Below are 21,529 nucleotides of genomic sequence, written 5' to 3' on the forward strand. Positions count from 1 at the left end.
TCAGTTGAGAATATACGACAAATGAATGATTTATTTTATAAATTTCATGGCCTTATTTACATTTCCGTGCTCTGGTTGCAGATTTGATACAATCGGCGTATCATTTATCGTGATTCGACGATTAACCTTATTGGATTGGGAATGATTAAATCTCAGTGTAATACCACCACCAGCAAAGCGTTTGAGTCTTCTGAACAAGAACGTGCTCAAGAGCTTCATCTCGCGGCTCAAGCAAAAGCAATTTCTCACCCAGCCAGAGTCAGAATTATTAAAATTCTACTTAATTTGGAAAAAATGGGCGGTTGTTTGAATAGTGATCTAGTGTCTCAACTAGGCCTAGCGCAATCCACCGTTTCAGAGCATTTAAGAATACTGAAACAAGCCGGGTTTATTACTGCTGAACCAATGCCACCAAAAGTATGTTATCGCGTTAATATGCCTGAGATTGAGCAGTTCTCTAAACTGTTTCACTCTGTATTTAGCTAATTCCGACCGGGAAGTTTTTACTTCCCTTATTTTAAAATTAAACAATCGTCATTCGACGATAAACGAAAGAGAGTGTTGCCATGAACCATCAAGTCGCAACCAATAATGAAAAAACCATCTCCGCTTCAACCAAAATGAGCTTCTTAGACCGCTACCTAACCGTGTGGATCTTTGTCGCTATGGCAATTGGTATTGGCATTGGGGTTTTATTTCCTCAAGTCGCTGAGTGGAATGATTCCATGTCTGTCGGTAGCACCAATATTCCTTTGGCTATTGGCTTAATCCTGATGATGTACCCGCCTTTAGCTAAGGTTAATTACGGCCTGTTAGGTAAGGTCCGCAAAGATAAGAAAGCCATCACCCTCTCGCTTGTGATGAACTGGATTGTGGGTCCTATTTTAATGTTTGTTCTTGCACTGATCTTCCTTGGTGATAAACCAGGCTACATGGTTGGTATCATTTTGATTGGTCTTGCTCGTTGTATCGCGATGGTGCTGGTATGGAATGATCTTGGTGGCGGTAACAAGGAGTATGGTGCTGCATTGGTCGCGCTAAATAGTGCCTTCCAAATTGTGACGTACAGCTTTATGGCGTGGTTATTTATTACTGTTCTTCCACCAGTACTCGGCTACCAAGGATTCGACATTAATATTTCTATGCTCGATATTGCAGAAAGTGTCTTAATCTATCTTGGTATTCCTTTCTTGGCTGGCTTCCTTAGCCGTAAATGGCTAACAGCACTAAAAGGCGAACAATGGTACAACGAAGTATTTATCCCTAAAGTTTCACCTATCACACTTATCGCCCTACTTGCGACTATCGTACTGATGTTCAGCTTAAAAGGCGAAATGATCTTTGAACTGCCTATGGATGTTTTACGAGTCGCGATTCCACTAGCTATCTATTTTGTTGTGATGTTCTTTGTCAGCTTCTTTATCGGCAAAAAAATGGGCATCGAATACGACAAAAACGCTTCTATTGCGTTTACCGCGACGGGCAATAATTTTGAGCTTGCGATTGCTGTGAGCATTGCGGTCTTTGGTCTTAACTCAGATCAAGCCTTTGCAGGTGTTATCGGACCTTTAATTGAAGTGCCTGTATTGATCGCCCTTGTCAATGTTGCGCTAAAAATGAAAAGCAAGTACTACCCGCAACGTTAATAGATACTAAAACCCCGGCAATTAAGCCGGGGTTCCTGATTAAGCTACAACCTAATGACCTGCGATCAGATCAATGACTTCGTTAAATGGCATCGGCTTATAAAAGTAGTAGCCTTGAATAAGCTTAATGCCCTGATCAGCAATAAACTCTAATTCTTCTCGCTCCTCTACCCCTTCAACAACAATTTGTGCTCCTGTCAGTCTGACAATTTCACTGGTTAAGCGGAACATTTCTCGCCCATTGCGATGCTTCAAATTGACAACTAAAGAACGATCAATTTTGACTTTATCGTAGTCGTATTTACCTAAGTAGCCGATCGATGAATACCCAGCGCCAAAATCATCTAGAGCAATACCAATGCCGCGTTCTTTCAACTGCTGGAATACACCCCATGTTGCTTGCTCATCTTGTATCAGTAGGTCTTCGGTAATTTCTAGCTCCACTTGATGAAAAGCTACCGCACTTTGTTCAATCAAAGAAATTACCGTCTTAGCAAAGCTCGGGATTAAGAATGTCTCCGTCGATACATTGATCGAAACCTTGAACGAGCTATCCTCCGCCAATGGAGAGACTTCATCTAACGCTTTCTGAATCACCCACAAATCGAGTTCGGACGTCAGACCAAGTTTAGAAAAACTCGATAAGAAGCTCGGTGGTGTAATCGTTCCATCCTTAGCTTTATGCCTGATGAGAACCTCCAGTGAGCTCACCTTACCACTCTCGATATCAACTAGAGGTTGATAGAATAAGACGAAATCCCCACTCTGCTGCAGTTTGCTAATTTGACGTTGAGCGATAAGGTTACTGCTCATATGAGGCAGTAAGGCGACATTGCGGCCACCCCCTATTGCTTCATAGTTAAAGAACTCATCTGAAGAACCTTTAGAGAAAATCGCATGACTACCAATCACTTTGTCCATTTGCTTAAAGAATGGTAAGTAAATCGCGATACCAACAATAACAATGACAAGTTGTAACACGGAACCACTAAGATGCTCACCTGTTGCCAAATATCCACTAATAAATGTGGGTGTCATCCAACTAATAAACTCCGAGATCGGAGGCACTAACCCTAGCAGCGTGGCAACGTAAGCGATACAGATCGCCACCAGCGGAGTCAGCAAAAATGGAATGATCAATACAGGGTTAAATATCACCGGTAATCCAAACAGAATCGGCTCGTTAATATTAAATATGCTCAATATTAAGGTCGCGATCGCTAAGTTTCGGTAACCCTTATTACGAGTAAAAAAGAGCATGCATAACACTAAGCTTAGTGTATTACCCGCTCCGCCAATCCCTGCATAGATATCATAGAAATTGCTCGTTAATATCGGTAAGTCAATCCCCCACTCTTTGTATAGTGTAAAGCTGCTACTGGTTAGTTCGTACAGCTCCGCTTTATATGGCGAGAATATAATGTGGCCATTGATGCCTATGCTCCACAACAGGTTACGGATAAGTTCGTACCACAGTGCATCAAACAGCGAATAAACGCCTAATTTTGGCAGCAACGCGCTCGCATCGGTGCAGGATTGGAACCATGCACCTAATACGTGACCAATGACGGTGTAAACAAAGACCAGTAGTACTGTCGCAAAAATAAGGTTGATTGACTGATCGACGATATTCGGTAAGTCACTGTTTACAAACACTCTCCGTCTTGTCATATAACGGACAGATAGCGCGACCAGCAATGGGGTTATAATCGCTAATGGATAGTTGGCTGGTAATACGGAGCCAGCATGCAGTAATCCCCACTCATTACTCAAAATGACGTATACCAATATTGATGGTGTGACAATAATGGTGCGCGAAACTTTGTGTAACGTAGATAAGAATAAGGCGTAATAGACCAGCAGCAACAATGGAAATAACTTCCACACTAGCGTACTGATAAAGATTAAATATTCTGCAAGTGACTCGTATCCAAACCAAGCTAAGCCGTTACCAATCAACATGGTAAAAGCTGACAATAGTGATACAGGAAGGAGCATAACGAAAACATTGCATAGCCCATTTAGGTATGCGTTTTCAGAAACCTTAGTGAATAGGTTATAAATCGATTTGTTGTACATTAAGGAATTATTAAGCCGTTATTATATCGATAACCAGCGCGCCTGCCTGCACGCTACTGTTGCCGAACTTCCAGCTGTTCCTTAATGAGTTGTTGCTTTCCTTATGCTGTGCTCAATCTTGAGTGATTGAGTTCATATCGGCAATTGCGCGAAACATACTCCATTTACATGAAGACTTCGAATCAGATTATTTTTCGTCTCAACAATCAATCACTATCGTTCAGAATATCCTGACCTATTGATTCTTTCTCTAGCTTAACTCAGCGGTCTGCAGGATGGTTAACCCCATCATTTGTGACAATTTCACCAAGGTCAAAGGGGTTCACCCCTTCTAAGCAGCCAACATTGTAGCCATATTCATCTGGGTACGAACGTCGCTGATGGTGGGTATAAATACCACAATGAGAACAAAAGAAATGTTTAGCGGTATTGGTGTTAAATTGATAGAGCTTTAACACCTCTTTTCCTTTTACTATTCGGATGCCATCAAGCTTTACCGAGGCAACAATAGCCCCTTTGCGACGACAGATTGAGCAGTCACATCGACGAGGTTTTTCAATACCATTAGGAAGCGTCAACTCTAACTCTACCGCTCCGCAATGGCAGGTCGCTTTGTGTTTTAGATTGATATCCGTTTCACCGACTTTGTTAATCATACTTATCCCTTAGTTTGATTTCTCTTCACACGGAAAGCGTTCCTCATAAAGTGCCATAAAGTCAGCACGAATTTCTTGCTCTAGGTGGGTCGCCTTATCCGTAGGACAGAACAGCATAAAGTGTACTACCTGCTCACCCGTACCACCGCTTGTGATATGGATGTGAGGTTCAGCACCAGGTAAATCGACACCTGCGTGCTTTTCAATCATCGCATTGTAACGCTTCGCCACTTCATTGAAGTAGTTAGTGTGTTCATCAATTTTTTCCAGCATGAGTGGTATCAAAGGGTACAAATTGACGAACTTGGGCACGATGATAGCGAAGTCATGGTAAACATAGCGCTTCATGAAATTGAGGTTTTTCACTGGGTAAGTGAAGAACATGCTATTAGGCAATGTGGCCGTCTTACCTGTGTAGTGATATTGACCATGGTACAAATCAATCTCTTGGATCACGGTGGCCATCATATTGTGCTCAATCACCTCACCACAGATTTTGCCCACCTCAATCCAATCACCTATGCGAAACGAACGAGAGCTAGCACGTTGAATTGACCCCGTGAAACAGAGAATGATCTCTTTCGAAGCTACAACAATTGCAACGGCAATCGCGGTCACTGACAGCGCAAACTCATTAATCTCTGATTGCCAAAGAATGAACAGCAGTAGCACCGTAATTATGAAGGTGCCGTTTTTGGTCCGAGACATCCAACTACGCTGATCTTCAGAGACAAAAGCTACGTCACCGCGAATCATGGATAAAATCACACGACGAATTATCGCGATAAGGACGATAATCAGTGCGGTAAAGACCAGTTTATGGGATAGAAGAAAATCGATGCCTGCTTGTACTTTCTCCACGTACGACTCCTGCTATTAAAAAGGGGCGTTAATCGCCCCCATTGGTTCTACTCGTTACTCTCGCTGCTGAGATCTGGCAAATCGCCTTCCTTAAAGACAATAAATGCTCGGCGGTTAAGCGCATTGGCGTCCAAATTTTGCTCTTGCGTTACTGGGTTTAGCTCCCCGAACGACTTAACTTCCCACACAAATTGATTAGGGTCTAGTTTGGTTTGCAAATATTGCAATACGGATTCAGCTCTTTGCTCAGCAAGTTTTTCATTGTAACTGATTGATCCTTGGTAGTCTGTATGACCTGCAATCAATATGCGACCATTGAGCCCAGTTAACTGGCTTGCAAACTCATCTAAACTCGCTTCATCCACTTGCTTGAGCTCTGCCTTGTCAAAATCAAAGTGTGAGGTCATCGCGACAAAGACTTTACGTTTAGGCTCTGGTGGCGCACAAAACTCATTTTCTTGTTGAGTTTGCGTTTGTTCAAACACCACATACGCTCGACGGTTTTCCGCATTGGCTTGCTTTGATTGCCCTTCAACCAAAGGCTTAGACTCACCGTAGTATTTTACTTCCCAGTCGTATCGACTCGCAACAAGCTGTGACTCCATATAAGCCTTTACGGCTTCAGCCCGGCGTAACGACAGCTTAACGTTGTAATCATCACTACCTTGATAATCGGTGTGACCAACAATCGCAATCTGACCATGCAACTTACGAATACTGCTAATAAGGCGATCAATGCTCTGCTTATCTTGCTCTTTGAGATCTGACTTATCAAAGTCAAAGTGAGAGGCCATCGCAATACGAATATCCCTTTCAGGGACGATACACTCTCGAATTAAAAACTTCTCGATCAGCGGATCTCCAAACTTGTCGATATTTTCCTGGCTGACGTAGGTATCAGTAGAACATGCTGCGATGACCATAGTTGCCGCCAGAGCGGTTACCGCTCTCACTGTATTTTTCATGTTGTTCCTTAGATCTTACCGATAAGGTTGATGAAGACACCATTGGCATCATAATCATCATCATTGGCTAAGTTACTGTCAAAGCCAGAGAAGTTATAACCAATACCCACTTTGAAGTTATCAGATAAATGCTTATTTACTGAGATCAACGCACCATGTTCCAGTTCATCATTTAGCGTGTCGGTTTTCCAGTGGTACTCACCCGTCACATCCCACTCTTTGATCACGTGGTATGAAGCGCTCAAACCGTATAGGTTAATGTTGCTTTCAACGACTTCATTGTTTCCCGAAGCACGCTCAAAGGTCTCTTTTTTGTCTTTATGGCCGTACTTCGCGCCGACATCGACTTTGGCATTAACAGAGTAGATCCCTTCCACTTCAACGATATGTGACTCTTCGTCAGAGTAGTCGACATTACGATCTAAGTTATCTTTATCTGCAATGTAGGTGTAACGGCTCAACAAGTTCAAGCGATCGTTATAAATAGGGCGATACGCTAACCCACCTGTTGCCTCAACAAAACGCGCTAACGTTTCATCGGTGTCTTTACTAATAGACTTCGAGTAATTGTACTTACCAAACAGCGTGTACTCTTCAGTCAGGTTCTGAGTATAGCGGTTAGTTGTGACAAACTGGTCAACTCGACGACGGTTTGGATCGACATTTTCGTTACCTTTATCGACGCGATATTCCAGTTTGTGTTTTAAACTCACATCATCGATATCGATATTGGCGGTGAAGGTCGCGGCTTTACGCTCTGTCACTTCTAAAACCGTTGGATCGAGTTCGTTCTTTTTCTCAATCTCACCTTGCTGATAACCAATACCGAAGTCGATGTCATCTGTCATGTCGTACCCAAAACCAAATGAATCAATACGACCCTTGCCGTTGTTCTCGTCAACAAACTGGTTTTCTTGGTAAAAGTCGACATTAGACGTTAGGTCAGCACGTTGGCCGATAATAACGTTGTTTTCACCTTCATAGTTGTCGTCAGTGTAGGTGACGTAAGTCGTGTAGCTATCGGTAATGTCATAACTCGCTGTCGCTTCCGTTGCATCACCACGATCACCTGTGGTGTATTCAGCACCAAGTGAAAGATCTTCTAATACTCTAAATTCTGCACCAACAGACACACTGTCGTTATCATCATACTGGTTAGTTTTATCGACCGTCGTTTGTCCTTTCACGTAGACACTATTGTCACTATCCCAGATATAGTCGGCTCGCATACCCGCCAGTGTCCCCTTGCCTTTTTCATTTTCTCGGTTAAGTTCATCCACCTGCTTACCGGCAGCCGACACTTTGATATGGTCAGTCACTTTGAACTGCGCTTCTAATTCCGCCTGCTGTGTATCCGTTTGCTTGGAGCCATCAATTTCTGTCTCCTCTATCGAGGTATAACGCGTAGCAAAGCTCAATCTGTCTGTTGCTTGAAGGCGAAGCTCTGAACCATATGAGAGTTGTTCTAGGTCATCACTTTGGCTTGCGTAGCTGTAGCCGGCGTCTTTCTCTTTATACCAAGCTTTAATGTCGTTACCGACAACACCGAAAATGTTTGGTGCAATATCATAAAGGCTGGCGACACCTTTAACTTGGATCGAGTTACCCTTGCGCTCATCTAAGTCGGTACCGATCGGGGTAAAGGTTAAACCGCCATCGAAGGAAACGAAGTTCGAATCCGTCTGACGCCCTTCACTTTGAGCAAATTCCGCCTTAATGTAAGTACCTTCCGTTGCTCTTAAAGTCAGGTCTGTTCCATAGGCTTCGTAGTCTTGGCCGTCTTTTTCTTCCGATACGTAGTTGGCACCAATACCAATATAATCGTTCGCCCAACCTTTAATACGACCACCGTATGTCATAGAGTCTTTAACATCAGAACCCTGAGGAACAAATTCATAGTCAACCGCTAAGTAATTTTCGTAACCGTCGGTTGGCGTATCATCAATCACTGAGCCGAAACTGTCAGAGATAATGTTGTTGAGTGGACGTGTTAAGATAATTCGACCTTGGTAAGGGTCAATCTCATAGTCACGGCCTGATTGAAGCGGCAGCTCTTTTTCAGAAATACCGGAGTCCTTGTTAACCACTTTGACATAGACTTTATCACTCCCTGGCACCACTTCACCGTGACGTAGGAAGTAAAGGGATCCGCCTGTGCCAAGGAACTCATCGTGAGCAAATGATGAATCAGCAGAGGCTGCAAAGCCAACAACGTTTAATCGGTCATCGCCAAACTTGGTAGTAGAACGGGTACGATAATCGCCCTTAAAACCATACAAGCTTCGGTTGTAATCGTTGTTATCCGTGCCAGTAATTCCGGTGTTGTAGTTACCCCAAAGAGCATGAGACTTATCATATTCAAGATCGAAGTAGACTTTACCTTTGGTGTTGACCACTTTATGGATATTCGCACCATCGCCATAGTCACCGTAATAGAGTTCGTCATCATCTTCTAGAATATCGAACACATCAGAATCGTCAGCAGCGAAAGGATGTTTAAAGATGTCTTTGATTTGACCATCTTTACTATCAAAGTGTGTCGTCAAGCGCAGCTTGTCACCGAACTTACCTTGGCTGAAATAAGCAATGCGCCCTTGGTTGTAGACGTCGTCTTGGTATTGATCGTTAACACCAAGTGCACCGCTGTCACCGGTAACTCGGTTCTTACCAATATACATATCTGCCAAACCGGCTTGAGCGTAATAGGTATCCGGAATACGTACATAAAGCTGATAGCGGCGCTCATCACCGTTATCAAACACCACTTTGGTTGGAAAGATATACGCGTCCGCTGGCAAGAACTGTTCTGCATACAGCTCGCCATCTTCAATATCAAATTCATCCTCACCAATAACAACTTTATCGACGCCTTTTAACCCTGTGCCAATAAATTTCGCCAAACCAGAGTTAGTTGGGATGTTATGGCGCATCAATTTAGCTCGGCCAAAGCTGCGCGAGAGGTCGTCTTCGCTATCGTTACGATCAAGCTCAATTTCAGAATCTTTTGTCACCAGATTCATGACACCGATAGTAGTGACATCCATGTTGCCGTCTTTATCCCACGCTTTAAAGCGGAACTGAAGCTGCTCACCAACATTAAACTGGTAGTCAACATCCGTCGTACCGTCCCATTCAATATCGATATCATTGGCGACTTCTGTACCAGTAAGAACTTTTAAAGGCTGTGACAATGAGCGATCGCGCCCACGGTAAATTTCGATCTGGTAGCGATTCATGTAGTAGCTGTAGTTCGAACTAATGGTGAAGTTAACGCTACCGGCAAGCTTCCCTTGGTCTACTTCTAGCTCATCACCAACACTCACATCCAGAACCGGTTCAAAACGAGTGATATCACGGCTCGCCCAAATCGCCCCTTCTTTAAGATAAATTCGCGAACTATCTTCTTGCTGATGTAACTCGGCTTCAATACCTGTGGTATCCGTATCAAGCTTTTCTAGTTTACTGGTATCTTTTGCAGCAACGACTGCAGGAATAGCCGCAGCGACGCAGATAGCAATACGACTCAACTTTAGTGCATTCATACTGATTCACTCTTTGTATTTGTCTGATTTAGCATGAATTACTCTTCCTCTGTCGCAACACTAAAGTTGAATTTCGTTAGTTTGTTAGGTGAAATTCGTTGAACACGTGGGTTTTCACTAATGACCTTCATTCCCGTCGGTAACGAGTCGGTATCGACTTTCACTAAGAAGTTCTTACCTTTCTTATCGAGAACCCACTGATCAGGCACGTGATAACGCCCATATTGGTCCGTTTCGATAACAATACCTTCAACAGTCAGTAGGCGAACGCCAGGAATGCCATCTTCATAGATACCTTTGTTTTCTATCACAATCTCCCATAGATAATGGTCACCATCTCTATATAGGTTGCGCGTAACATTTAGGTTCTCAGCCGACAGCCCTTCTTCTTTATCATCGACATAATGGCTGGTAATTTCACCGCTTCTATCAAACATGATTCGGCTACCAGAATCAGTTACCACGCTAAAGATGAATCCTTTGTCGCTGCGCGTTTCAAACTGGAACAGCACCTTGTTACTCTTTGGTAGCGTTCGGTTTTGAGACAGGCCAAATAGCTCATCTATCTCATACCCTTTCACTAACGCAGAATCATACTGCTTCTGTTTACTATTCGAACGACTATCGTGGGAATAGTTGTGTTGATATGTATCAGCCTCTTCTTCCGATGCAAGATGTTCGGTATCAGAAAGACGAATTTCTCTACCATCTTGAATCACCACAGTGGTACCACTGATGTAATCATTGTCTGAGATGTTGGCCGTAACAATCACATCAAACGCAGTTGCATCTGCCTGGAATCCATCTTGGTTATGATCTTCAAATACCTTACCTATGATTGATGCGGTATCGAAAACTTTGTCCGGCAATACTTCAACGGTCGCTGTCGCCGTGTTGGATTTTTCTTCCAATGCTCCCGATGTTTGACCTTCTGGAGGAGACATTGCCACCGCTGAGTTTACATATTTACCAAATGTTGCTCCGACGGAAACCCTTAACAGGTAACGAATGCGCACTTTCTCAGTAATGGTTTTCTCACCGTTGCTATGCGCTAACATGTCCCCAACATTAAAGGTTAAGCTGTTTGTTACCGCAGGGTCATCAAGCTTTATCACATCATCGCCAGTATCAAACTCACCATCCGGACCACTGTTTACTAGCTCAGTAGAACCGGGAACGTACGCAAAGCCTGACGGATAACGGTCGACAAGTTTGACATCTTTAAACTCTGATTCATTGTTATTGAAGATAGTCACTTCGTACTCGACCACGTCACCAACTTGAGCGTCGGTTTGTTGTGCTTGCTTGGTAACTTCTAACTCACCTTCATTATCCGCAAATTTCTTCACATGGATGGTTACATCATCAGAAGCACTGATCCCTGTTGCTGGATCCGTCACAGTAAAGGTATTAGTTATATTGTCATCCAAGCCTTTATTTAACTGGCCAGTAATGGTGATTTCATAACCATTGCCCATGTAAGGCAGTAAGTCTAACGAAGGTCCACTGTCAGGTAGTAACAGGTCCTTATCCGTAAACTCACCTTTATTTTGCCCAGTTGGCCATTCAACAATGCTCATTTTCCACGATGTGAACAGAGGGTTACCGCTAGTGCCTGCAAGCTTACTGATTTCATCGACCATCTTAGTTCCTGTAATGGTCGATGAGCCCTGGTTACTAACTTTCAATACGTAAGTAAGCTCGGAATCCTCATTGGTATATTGCGCATTCTCACCCTTGGTAGTGGTTTTATCGATGGCAAAACTTACGGCTCTCGGTGTGATCATTGCACGTACCGCTTCGATATTCGCATTTCGTGCATCTCTGGTTGATGGCGCTGGCGCTGGTCCGGAATTTGATTCATCAATCTTAAACGAAGTATGGACGATCTCCCCCATAGCACGTGGGTCAGTTGTACCAGTAATCACAATCTCTACCGTATCGCCCGGAGCAATATCGCCGCCGATGGTAATATCATTGTTATCTGACAGAGTACCTGCGTTGATGTTCGAACGAGGGTCACTGCTCTTCGCTTCGATTTTCCAATCGGTAAACGCACTTACCGCTTCTCTGTCACCAGTCGACAAATCAGGCTTAGTCTGCACTTTCATGCGCGAGATAGCGCTTCTCAATACCACATCATTGGCAAAGCCTTTACTGTCGTTGAACAGTTTAACTCGGAACGTTGCAGGCTCACCCGCTGTGTAGATAGGGTTATCCGCTTCTTCAGTGATAATGACATTGTCAGGCTCAGGCAATAGACTTGCCACTGCTGTAAAGCGATCTACTCGCCCAGTGTTAGCCAACATACTCGCTTTGTTATCGATTTGGCCGTTAGCGAAGTTGTTCACCTGACCTGTAATAACAAGTTCTAACACGTCATTAGGTGCAAGGTTTACCGTAGAATCAACCTCTCGGTTGCGACCACTTGGGTCTGGCGAGATAGTCGTTAACTCATTGCCTTTATTAACCTTGATCGACCAAGACTCCAGTGCAGGCTCACGAACGCCATTGACCGTATCCACTTCCAGTGAACCCAACAGATCTTTCAGTTGAATCCCACCGACAAACGCCGCGTTCTGGTTGGTTAGGATGACTCTAAACGTTGCTGGTTTCCCAGGCTCATAGGTCATTTCAGTGTCTGAGCCTGTTTCACCAACAAACTTTTCTAGTTTCAAAGAAATCGGTCGATGTTTGATTAACGCATCAGCACTCTTTTGCGGTTCAGTCCCGAAATCAACCGTGGCGTTATTTAAGATGTCGCTTGTCGCATAACGGTTAACTATGCCATCAATGGTGAACGTCACCGTACTATTTGGCGCAATATCCGCAAGAGTATCGATATCTGGATTGTTGCCACTTGGTGTCACCGTCAGGCTAGAGTCGATATCACTGAGCTGAGTCTTAATCTTCCAGCTTTCAAACGCAGTTCCAGTGCTACCATCAACCAAAGTAACCAAAACATCATTCATGATATCTTTAATAGTCACATCGTCAGCAAAGCCATCACCTTGGTTGCTGACAGTAACCACAAATTGAGCGGGCTCTCCAGCTTGATAAAACTCTCTATCCGCTGTTTTCGTCACTGTAATATCGGCTGGCTTCGGCTTAATCACTGCGTTTACTGAACTGTCATTACCATCGTATTTCACGTTAGCAATATTATTAATGTCACCAATCGCGCGACTATCAATTTCGCCACGAATAGTGAAAGTGATGGTGTCATTCGGTGCTAAATCGATCGTATTCTTGATATCACTATTCCATGCATAACTGCCACTAGAATCAACCGTCGTCATAGGATCATTGGCTTTAAATGAATACTCCCAACGACTAAAGGCCGGCTTATCAACACCATCAACCGTTTCGACCATGATCTTTGAAATGAGATCTTCCAACTCAATATCGTTGGCAAAGGCCGCATCTTTGTTTTCAATGGTAATGACAAAACCGTTGATTGAGCCTGGTGTGTAGTACTCTTCAATCGGCGTCTTTGCCACCGAAATTGCAGGCACTAGTGGTTTACTTATCGCTTCATCAGACAATGATTTACCGTCATATTCGACATCCACGATGTTCTTCACTTCGCCGATAATCTCAGGCTTTAATGTGCCTTTAATGGTGACTGTCACCACATCTTCAGGCGCAATATCAACCATGTTATTGATGTACTCACCTGAAAGTGCAGGAAGCACTGTTGTGCCCTTAGCCGACGTTGCACTGATATCAATTGTGCCGGGCTTAAAGACAGATATCTCATTACCGTAAATTGTTTCAGCACTAATACGGTTAACAAAGTCAGTCACATGAACATCTGTTGCCCAGACACGCTGAGTATTGGTTAGTACAATGGTATAAACCAGCTCGTCCTCAGCTTGGTAAACGTTTTTATCTACTTCTTTTGACACTGTCACTTCAGCATCAATCGGTAAATAAGTTGCACTATCAGTCACTTGATTAACGCCGTTGGCAGCAACACTTACCTTGTTGGTGATTTCGCCGATTACATTGTTTTTAACAATGCCTTCCAGATGCAGTTGAATCTTCGACCCTGGCGCTAACTGGTATTCACCTTTAAAGCCGTCGGCATCACTGAAGGCTGTTTGCGAGATAGTGTATGAAGCACTTGCACCAGAATCGACGATCGTTATAGAGCTGCTAGCACTATCCCAAGAATCAAACACTCTACCTGGTCGAGGGCTTCCTACTACGTCACTGCCAATTTCCTTAACTAAGTCTTCAACGGTTAAGTTTTGTAAGTAACCAACACCAGTATTTTCGATCGTAATATCAAAGCCTATCTTATCGCCCGGCGCATAAACAGCGGGTGAAATAGATGCCTCTTTGCTCACCGATACGCTGCCCGGCTCAGGATATATATATTGTTGCTTCAGATTGATTTCTTTACTGTCGACGTACAGAATGTTACCAAACTTGCCCACAGCATCATCTCGAACATTACCAACTACATCAATTTTTAGAATCGTAGGTTCTGTCGGTGTAGCTGCACCCAACTTAGCAATCGCGTCAATATCACCTGTCGTTTGGATTGCGCTCGCGTCATTGTGAACAGCACTTATATTGCTCACAAACGTTGCAGTTGTATTCCAAGACTTCAATGCGGTTTGCAAAGTGCCGTCTGCTGTTTCGACTAAGAACTTCGAGATCGCATCTTCTACTTTGACATCCGCATTGGTATCTGCCTTGTTGATAATAAACATGGTATAGCGTACTTCGCCACCCGGAACATAAGTCGGCGTATCAGTACTCTTAGCGGCAAGAATCTCTGCATCACCTTGTCCTAAAACAACGGCATTAGAATCTTTACCATCAACTGTAGCAACGTTGGTAATCGTACCGGTTGCATCGCCATCAACAGTGCCTGACAAACCAAAGACCACTTTGTCGCCTGGCATTAAATCAAACCTCGCATCGAGAGGCTTACTACCAGAGTAATCACCCGAGATAGAGAAACGATCTGTACTTGGTTGCTCAAGTACAGTTGTTGATAAACTACCAAACGCTTTTGCTCCAGTGGAGGTAACAATCGAGTTGAGTTTGTCTATGATCGCAATATCGTTGGCAATACCTTCACCAGTATTTTCGACAGAAATAGTATAGTTAACTTGTCCGCTTGGGTTGTATTCACAACCTGCACCTGTATTCGATGGGAACGAACAGCTACCGCCATCTGCAGTAGTATTGGTTACCAACTTTTCGAATACTAAGTTAGGCGCAATAGGCGGTATCACATCCGTATCTACCGTATGGTCACCACCTGTTGCAGAGTTAGCACTGATTTCACCTAGCGCATCCGAACGGATTGTGCCTTTAATCGTAAAGGTGATTTTCTCACCCGGCGCGATATCCGCAGTCAGGTCGAGATCTCCAGTTCGATCATAACTCGGTAGGTAAGTATCAATGTCACTATCAATGCCAGCCGTGATGTCATGCGAAATATCAGTCACTGTAAACGCTTGCTCTTCACTGCCGCCAATAACTTCAACCGTGACATTTGAAAGAACGTCTTTTAGTACCGTATTGTCGCGCCAAACTGGTTCCGTATTTTCAACCGTGAATCGATACACAACCTCTTCACCTGGCTTGTAAGTATCACCTTTAGAGTAAGGTCGACCACCGATAGATATAATCTCTTTACTGACATCTAAGTTGGAGTGGTCTGGCTTAATTTGAGACTTACCAAAACCCGAACCGTTATATTTAGGTGTAATTGTAATTGCGGTCATCGCATCATCACGGATCTGGCCTTCTATGGTAAATTCAACCCAACCTCCGGCTGCAATCGATAAGGTAGGAATATCGATATCAATATTAGAACCACCTGTGTAGCCACCGATAATAGTTGTTACTTCGCTAGATTTTGTTGCGGTGATAGTCCAACTCGCCGGTTCATAGACCACGCCACGTTGATCATCACTTTCACCTGCTGCATCTTGAGCGATCTTCGTTTTTAATGTAGTAAACTGTTCCAATAACGATGAGTTGTACTCTGTACCTTTACCTTGGTTTTCTAAACGCAGTTTATAAACGACTTTCTGACTATCAGGTAAATGATTGAAGGCTGACTTCACCGTTGAAAAGCTGTTATCCGTATAGGCTTTGTGAAGTTTTTTAAGCTCTGCTGGTAGCATATCTGAACGTTCCGACGTTAGATTATGCTTTTTATCGACCTTGGCACTGTTTTGGATTGAACCAACTGCTTTTTCAGAGATTTTTGCGGTAATGGTATATTTAACAAAAGTCCCACTTTCAACAAAGTTATTACCAGCAATACTAAACTCAGTATCGATATTATTGTTGTCGCTAAACGTACCAGAATCAGATAAGCCACTTGAATCTACTTCTGACTTTATTTTCCACGAATCAAACGCTTGACCCGTTGTACCGTCAAAGTAATCGGTTGAGATACCTTTAATGTCATCGGTAATTTTTATGTCTTTTAGGTGAACGTTATTTTTATTCTCTAATAGAATCTCGTAAACAATATACCCGCCCGGCGTGTAGCCCCCGGTAAGTTCAGTAATTCCATCTTTATCAAGGTATTGGACTACCTGTTTAGAGAAGCTATATTTTTCTGTGTCGGCTTTCGACTCTGCACTTACGGTATCACCATCGACTTTGAACAAGTTGACTATGTTACCTACAGCCTCGTTATTGACTACCGCTGTGACAGTGTAATCTACCGTCTCACCTGCAGGCACTGAAATATGTGTTTGAATATCTTGGTTATCTTTGATCGTACCATCTAGGTCGACTTCTGCATGAGCGCTTCCGCTTAGTACCTTAGACTCTATAGCCCAGCCACTCGGGAACGCAGTTCCTTGACTACCATCCAGTAATTCAGTTTTAATCACCGACAGTTTATCTTCGATAGGAATATTGTAGGCACCTCCTTTACCATCATTGGTAATACGCAGGTGATACGTTAACTCTTGCCCTGGTTGATAGTTTTTCTGGTCTACCGTTTTTGCGAACACTAAGTGATAATCATAAGGCTCAATAGTAATGCCGCCGATCGTGATATCTCCAACCGCATCTTCACGCACGACCCCTTCAACGGTGTACAACACATGATCACCACCCGCTACGTCTATAGTCGTAGTGATATTTTCATTATCTTTTACAACACCATCTAAAGTACCATCAGTTGTACCATCGCCCCCATCACTGTCTTCTTTCTCCACCGCGACAGAGAAGATGTCGTTAAATGGGTTGGCACTTGAACCATCAAGTAATAGGACATTCACACCTTGAATATTTTCAGTTACGCGGTGGTTGTTGTAGTAACCAATATTTGAGCTAACTTTAACTTTATAAGTAAGCGTATCACCCGGTGCGTAGAATTCACTTTTCTTACCATTGACCAACAACTCTCGTGTCATACTACCGCCACTTTCAGCGCGTTCCATTTCATGATGAGAGACGTGAGACTGTTCATCGACCTGCTTATAATCACGGAAAATGTAGGCGTCGTTAGCTATGATCGGTTCGATAAAACCAGCTGCTGAACGAGAGCCTACAAGGTTGTCTTTCACCCGTGCTTTAATCTTGAAAAGTCGAGTTTCTCCTGCTGCAAGTGAAAACGAAGTATTAACATCACCTAATGGATAAATGAGGTCATCCGTTGTCTGGCCTTGCCAACCGCTACCATCACCATAGTCGAACTCCCAATACTCAAACGGAGATTGGTCTTCGAAATCCAAGATGCGATTGTTCTTCTCGTTAGCCAGTACCGACTTAATCTCGCTGAGCGGGTCAACCAGCTTCAAATTTTCGGCGGTGTTCTCACTGTTATTTTGCACATAAATAAAGTAGGTGACATCTTCACCTGGGACGAAACGTGTAGTATCGGCAGTTTTTACAATAGAAACATTAAGCTTATCGCCGCCGCTCCCACCAATTTCTGCACTAGCAGATTGGTCAAGATTATTAACAGGATCATGAATTTCAACGGTATTTGAAATTTCATCTTTGGCATAATCACTCTTTACTAAACCGCGAATATTATAGGTAACAAAACCCATCCCTTGCTTAGTTTGAGGGTCAATATCGATTTTAGTATTGATATTACCGTCATCCGGGAAGTTCGATTTAGAGTCTGGGTAACTACCTGTTTTATATGGTGAGTTGTTTTTATCTGTCCCCGAGGAAATCGTCCATTCAGAAAAAACATTCATTCTTTGAATGTCATCCTTAACTCGAACTTCATTGGCATAACCTGCACCACGGTTATACACAGTAACGTCAAATTCAACCCATTGACCCGGAACAAACTCGTTTTCGTGAGTCGTTTTCACCACAACAACATTAGGCGCTTTCGGATACACTGAGGCCGCGTCTTGCATGCCTGATTGCGAATCTGAATCAGGCGTCTCAATAATTGCGGCATTTGAAAACCTCTTGTAGATGATTTCATCACTATTACTGCGGTCAATTTGCGCAACAATTGTATAGACGACTTCAACATTCGGAGCAATTTGTGCAACAGTGTCTAGATCCTTGTTATCTTCAAACTTACCTACATCGGTATAGGTACTGTTGCCGTTTAATAGCGGATTATCGGAAATTATTTCCGCGCTGATAGTCCAAGAAGAAAATACTTTTTTCGATGCGTTGTCTGGCTCTAAGATCCCTGCTTCTATCGCTGATATTGTATCTTTCACTTTTACATTCGTCGCATAACCATTGCCTTTTTCGTTACGTAGACGGATACGGTAGGTAACTTCGTTTTCCATCTTAGAGTAACTCGTCTGCTCAGAGTGAAAGCCCGAATCATTATTTGTTTTTACTTCTTTGATCAGATCGATATTAAAATCACGCGGATCGGAACCTCTATCGGCATAAACAGAACTATCGACTGTCACACTATTTTGAATATGACCATTGGCTAATGGGTTGGTTTTCGCAGCTATGGTATAAATTACGTACGAGTGAGGCTCAATCGTTGCCTTAACATCAAGGATATTAGGACTAGAGAGCGTTCCAGTAATACCCGTATCCGTTGCTGTCGCTGCCGAACCATCTGCGTGGTATCCGTCCGCAGTGATTTCCCAACTGTCGAATGCACCGATCACGTCCCCATAGATATTAACTGTCTGAACTGAAGCTAGGTCGTCAATAACCTGTACTTGGTTAGCGAAACCTTCACCATCATTGTCAACGCGAATGGTATAAGTTAAAACGTCACCCGAAGAGTAATAACGACTATCTACATCTTTACTTGCTCGCAAGTTATCTTCAGGCATCTGAACACCTGAGCCCTCTTCGGTAACATTGTCGGAACATGCTGGATTATTATCAATAATCAAACCAACACTAGCGTCATTTACCTCAGCCGTTAATTTATAAGTCACTTCTTTGCCTGGAGCAATGTCAGGTGACACTGTCACTGGAGAGGTAGTCCAGCTACCATAGTTGTATTGACCGGGATCAGTACCTAGATCATCTTCAGGACTACTAGGTTCAAGCTTCCAACGTTTAAACGCTAAGCCTTGGCCTGCTCCAGCTGCCTGCTCAGTTTGGATACAGGTAAGATCATCAACCACTTGCAAATTATTGGCGAAATACTTTGATGATGAGTTAGACACTTTAATTTCATACTCAACGCTATTACCCGGAATGTACTCAGACTCCTTCGTTGTTTTCACAATTTTGATTTCTGGATCGTTTACATTGAGCGTTCTCTCGGCAGTGAAAGATTCCGCGATCTGGGCATCTTGAATCAGCGCATCGGTTGAATCATACACACCTGCATTTGCACCTTGGACCACACCAATAGCAACGGGTGAGATCGTCGCTTTTACTTCATACGTAATAGATTCACCGGGGAATAAAGAAACTGTGTCATCAAAAGAGACATTGGCTTGAGTACCACTATCTTTGTAACGCGATTGGCTATTGGCCCCAGCATCCGTTACATCGATGTTCCAATTACCAAATGGGTTACCACTAACATCTGTCGAATCGTGTTCTGCCTTCTGGTTGTTACCTAAGCCTAAGTTAGAGATAAGTTCGGCGATGTTTTGTTTAACGTGATAGTTGTACGCGATACCTAAACCTGTATTACTTACCTTAACAGCGAATACACGTTCACCATTAACCAAATATGCACTTGTTTTATTAATGGTGTGCTCAATGGATACTTGAGGCTGGGCAGGAGGAGTGGTCCGTTCATTACTATCAACAACACCATCTTTAGTACGACTTTGCGCCGAGGTGATGATATCCCCTACTACATTGTTGTTTACTGTGGTTGTAATCGTATAGGTAAGCTTACCTCCAGCATCGATAGAAGCACCAGTAACGTTCAGATCTCCGCTAGCTGCAAACGAGCCCAAATCACTTAGGCTTCCAGACTTTTTGCCACTAATCTCAACGCTAGAAAATGGTGAAGAAGTACCACCGCTCATATCCTCAACACTGAGTGACGCAAATAACTGCTCGATCGAAAGGTTTTGTACTAAGTAACTACCAGTATTGACCACTTCTAACGTATAGGTCAGCGAATCTCCCACTTGATACTCAGACTTGTCGACTGAAAGATTCATTTCATACTGATATGGGACAGGATTGAAAATACTCTTGCTAGAAGGAGTAAAAGTCTCTGCACTCCCATCACCGTCAATATCTGCTTCGACTACCGTATCGCCCAGTTCAATGATACCAACGACATCATTACTCACGGTTGCCTGAATTAGAAAATCAATGCTACCAAATGGCAAAAGTACCGCATCACTTACATCAAGGTTTGTATCATTTGTGGCAAAGTTGCCCGAATTAGATCCCCAACTGCTTGAAGGTAAAATGGTTAGTGAGCTAAATGCTTTTACTTTTCCAGCTTCACCGTCTGCTTGCACATCCCAAAGCGGACCTTTAATCGAGACGTCTCGAAGTGTTTTCACCGTTGTGTTCTTTACAGTGACAGTGTAATCAATGCTCTGACCGTTTTGATAAGTCGCCGTGGTAGGAGAAACCGACACCTTAATATCTGCAGCATGAGCCTGCATAGACACCAAAGAGAGGAGCAACGAAAGATATATGTATAGTTTTGAACTAAACGAGTTAAACAAAACGATGTTATCCTTATTTGAGCGCGCTGCTATTCTCACTGAAATTTATTATTGGACGAGATGTACAGCCGTTGAGCAAGTCACGCATTATCGATTCGAGCACTAACCAAATGTCAGTGTTTTGAAAGAAACTACCCGAATTTCGCAAACTATTCAAAAATGTCAGGCCACATAAATTTAGCCACATTAAATCTCAGAAAATTCCTACATTTCGGTCATTTATATCGAGCTGACGTTATGAACTCGCCAAAAGTTTCACACCAAACGATAACCGTGTTGTAATCTTTAAGTGGAAACTCTTCTGGTAAAGAAACCGTAAAACGATCAAAGCTTTTCACTTCGCCAACTTGGATCATCTGCTCTTTATTAGCATTAAATCCAGCTTCGGTTTCAACGAAGGTCGGGGAAAAGTAGAGTTTGTAGTCGGGACCGGGAGCCAGTTTCCCTAAGAACGCAACTTGCTGCGAACTGATAGAGACAGAACCCTCCCCCCAGTGTAAAAAGTCACTGTCTTGACGATCCTTTTGAAACGTCGCGGTATAAAGTGCTTGATTAGTAACGTCCTGCACTTCAGTCATGCTTGGGGAAGGTGGTTGGGTAAGAATAGGTAGAGCATATACCCCTAAGGAGAAACCCAAGGCGATGCAACCAAGATGGGAAACGAGTAAAAAAATCCTTTTCATGCTGATA

The 21,529-nt window shown here is 43.3% G+C and carries 9 protein-coding genes; 2 read left to right on the forward strand and 7 right to left on the reverse strand.

From position 1 onward, the window contains the following. Nucleotides 1–144 precede the first annotated feature (144 nt). Nucleotides 145–486: an ArsR/SmtB family transcription factor gene (locus tag ACU01J_RS17790; protein WP_481086943.1), complete on the forward strand. Its 342-nt coding sequence runs from the start codon at nt 145–147 to the stop codon at nt 484–486. 80 nt (nt 487–566) lie between these two features. After that, nucleotides 567–1,646, forward strand: coding sequence for an ACR3 family arsenite efflux transporter (arsB, locus tag ACU01J_RS17795; protein WP_481086911.1), 1,080 nt, complete (start codon nt 567–569; stop codon nt 1,644–1,646). A gap of 51 nt (nt 1,647–1,697) precedes the next feature. Here the strand turns inward: arsB and ACU01J_RS17800 are convergent, their stop codons facing one another. The 7 genes from ACU01J_RS17800 to ACU01J_RS17830 form a co-directional block, all read right to left on the reverse strand. Continuing rightward, nucleotides 1,698–3,725 (reverse strand): EAL domain-containing protein, encoded by a 2,028-nt coding sequence (locus ACU01J_RS17800; protein WP_481086912.1) that lies wholly within the window; start codon nt 3,723–3,725, stop codon nt 1,698–1,700. A gap of 260 nt (nt 3,726–3,985) precedes the next feature. Continuing rightward, entirely contained in the window at nt 3,986–4,381 is a 396-nt protein-coding gene (locus ACU01J_RS17805) for a GFA family protein (protein WP_481086913.1), read from the reverse strand. A gap of 9 nt (nt 4,382–4,390) precedes the next feature. After that, a complete protein-coding gene (locus tag ACU01J_RS17810; protein WP_481086914.1) occupies nt 4,391–5,242 on the reverse strand; it encodes a mechanosensitive ion channel family protein in 852 nt (283 codons plus the stop codon). A gap of 47 nt (nt 5,243–5,289) precedes the next feature. Continuing rightward, nucleotides 5,290–6,207, reverse strand: a complete 918-nt coding sequence (locus ACU01J_RS17815) for an OmpA family protein (RefSeq protein WP_481086915.1) — start codon at nt 6,205–6,207, stop codon at nt 5,290–5,292. Nucleotides 6,208–6,215: 8 nt separating this feature from the next. Next, nucleotides 6,216–9,749: a hypothetical protein gene (locus tag ACU01J_RS17820; RefSeq protein WP_481086916.1), complete on the reverse strand. Its 3,534-nt coding sequence runs from the start codon at nt 9,747–9,749 to the stop codon at nt 6,216–6,218. A 38-nt stretch (nt 9,750–9,787) separates the two neighbouring features. Next, on the reverse strand, nt 9,788–20,776 hold the full coding sequence (locus ACU01J_RS17825; RefSeq protein WP_481086917.1) for a DUF11 domain-containing protein: 10,989 nt from the start codon (nt 20,774–20,776) through the stop codon (nt 9,788–9,790). A gap of 278 nt (nt 20,777–21,054) precedes the next feature. Beyond that, complete coding sequence (locus ACU01J_RS17830; protein ID WP_481086918.1) at nt 21,055–21,522, reverse strand: DM13 domain-containing protein; 468 nt, start codon at nt 21,520–21,522, stop codon at nt 21,055–21,057. Nucleotides 21,523–21,529: the final 7 nt, after the last annotated feature.

This window comes from Vibrio sp. 2433-A1 (assembly GCF_056726085.1).

What these genes read in the sequence shown, in the direction of transcription:
- arsB (WP_481086911.1), top strand. Translation starts at nt 567, where the DNA reads ATGAACCATCAAGTCGCAACCAATAATGAAAAAACCATCTCCGCTTCA.
- ACU01J_RS17800 (WP_481086912.1), bottom strand. Translation starts at nt 3,725, where the DNA reads ATGTACAACAAATCGATTTATAACCTATTCACTAAGGTTTCTGAAAAC.
- ACU01J_RS17805 (WP_481086913.1), bottom strand. Translation starts at nt 4,381, where the DNA reads ATGATTAACAAAGTCGGTGAAACGGATATCAATCTAAAACACAAAGCG.
- ACU01J_RS17815 (WP_481086915.1), bottom strand. Translation starts at nt 6,207, where the DNA reads ATGAAAAATACAGTGAGAGCGGTAACCGCTCTGGCGGCAACTATGGTC.
- ACU01J_RS17820 (WP_481086916.1), bottom strand. Translation starts at nt 9,749, where the DNA reads ATGAATGCACTAAAGTTGAGTCGTATTGCTATCTGCGTCGCTGCGGCT.
- ACU01J_RS17825 (WP_481086917.1), bottom strand. Translation starts at nt 20,776, where the DNA reads ATGCAGGCTCATGCTGCAGATATTAAGGTGTCGGTTTCTCCTACCACG.
- ACU01J_RS17830 (WP_481086918.1), bottom strand. Translation starts at nt 21,522, where the DNA reads ATGAAAAGGATTTTTTTACTCGTTTCCCATCTTGGTTGCATCGCCTTG.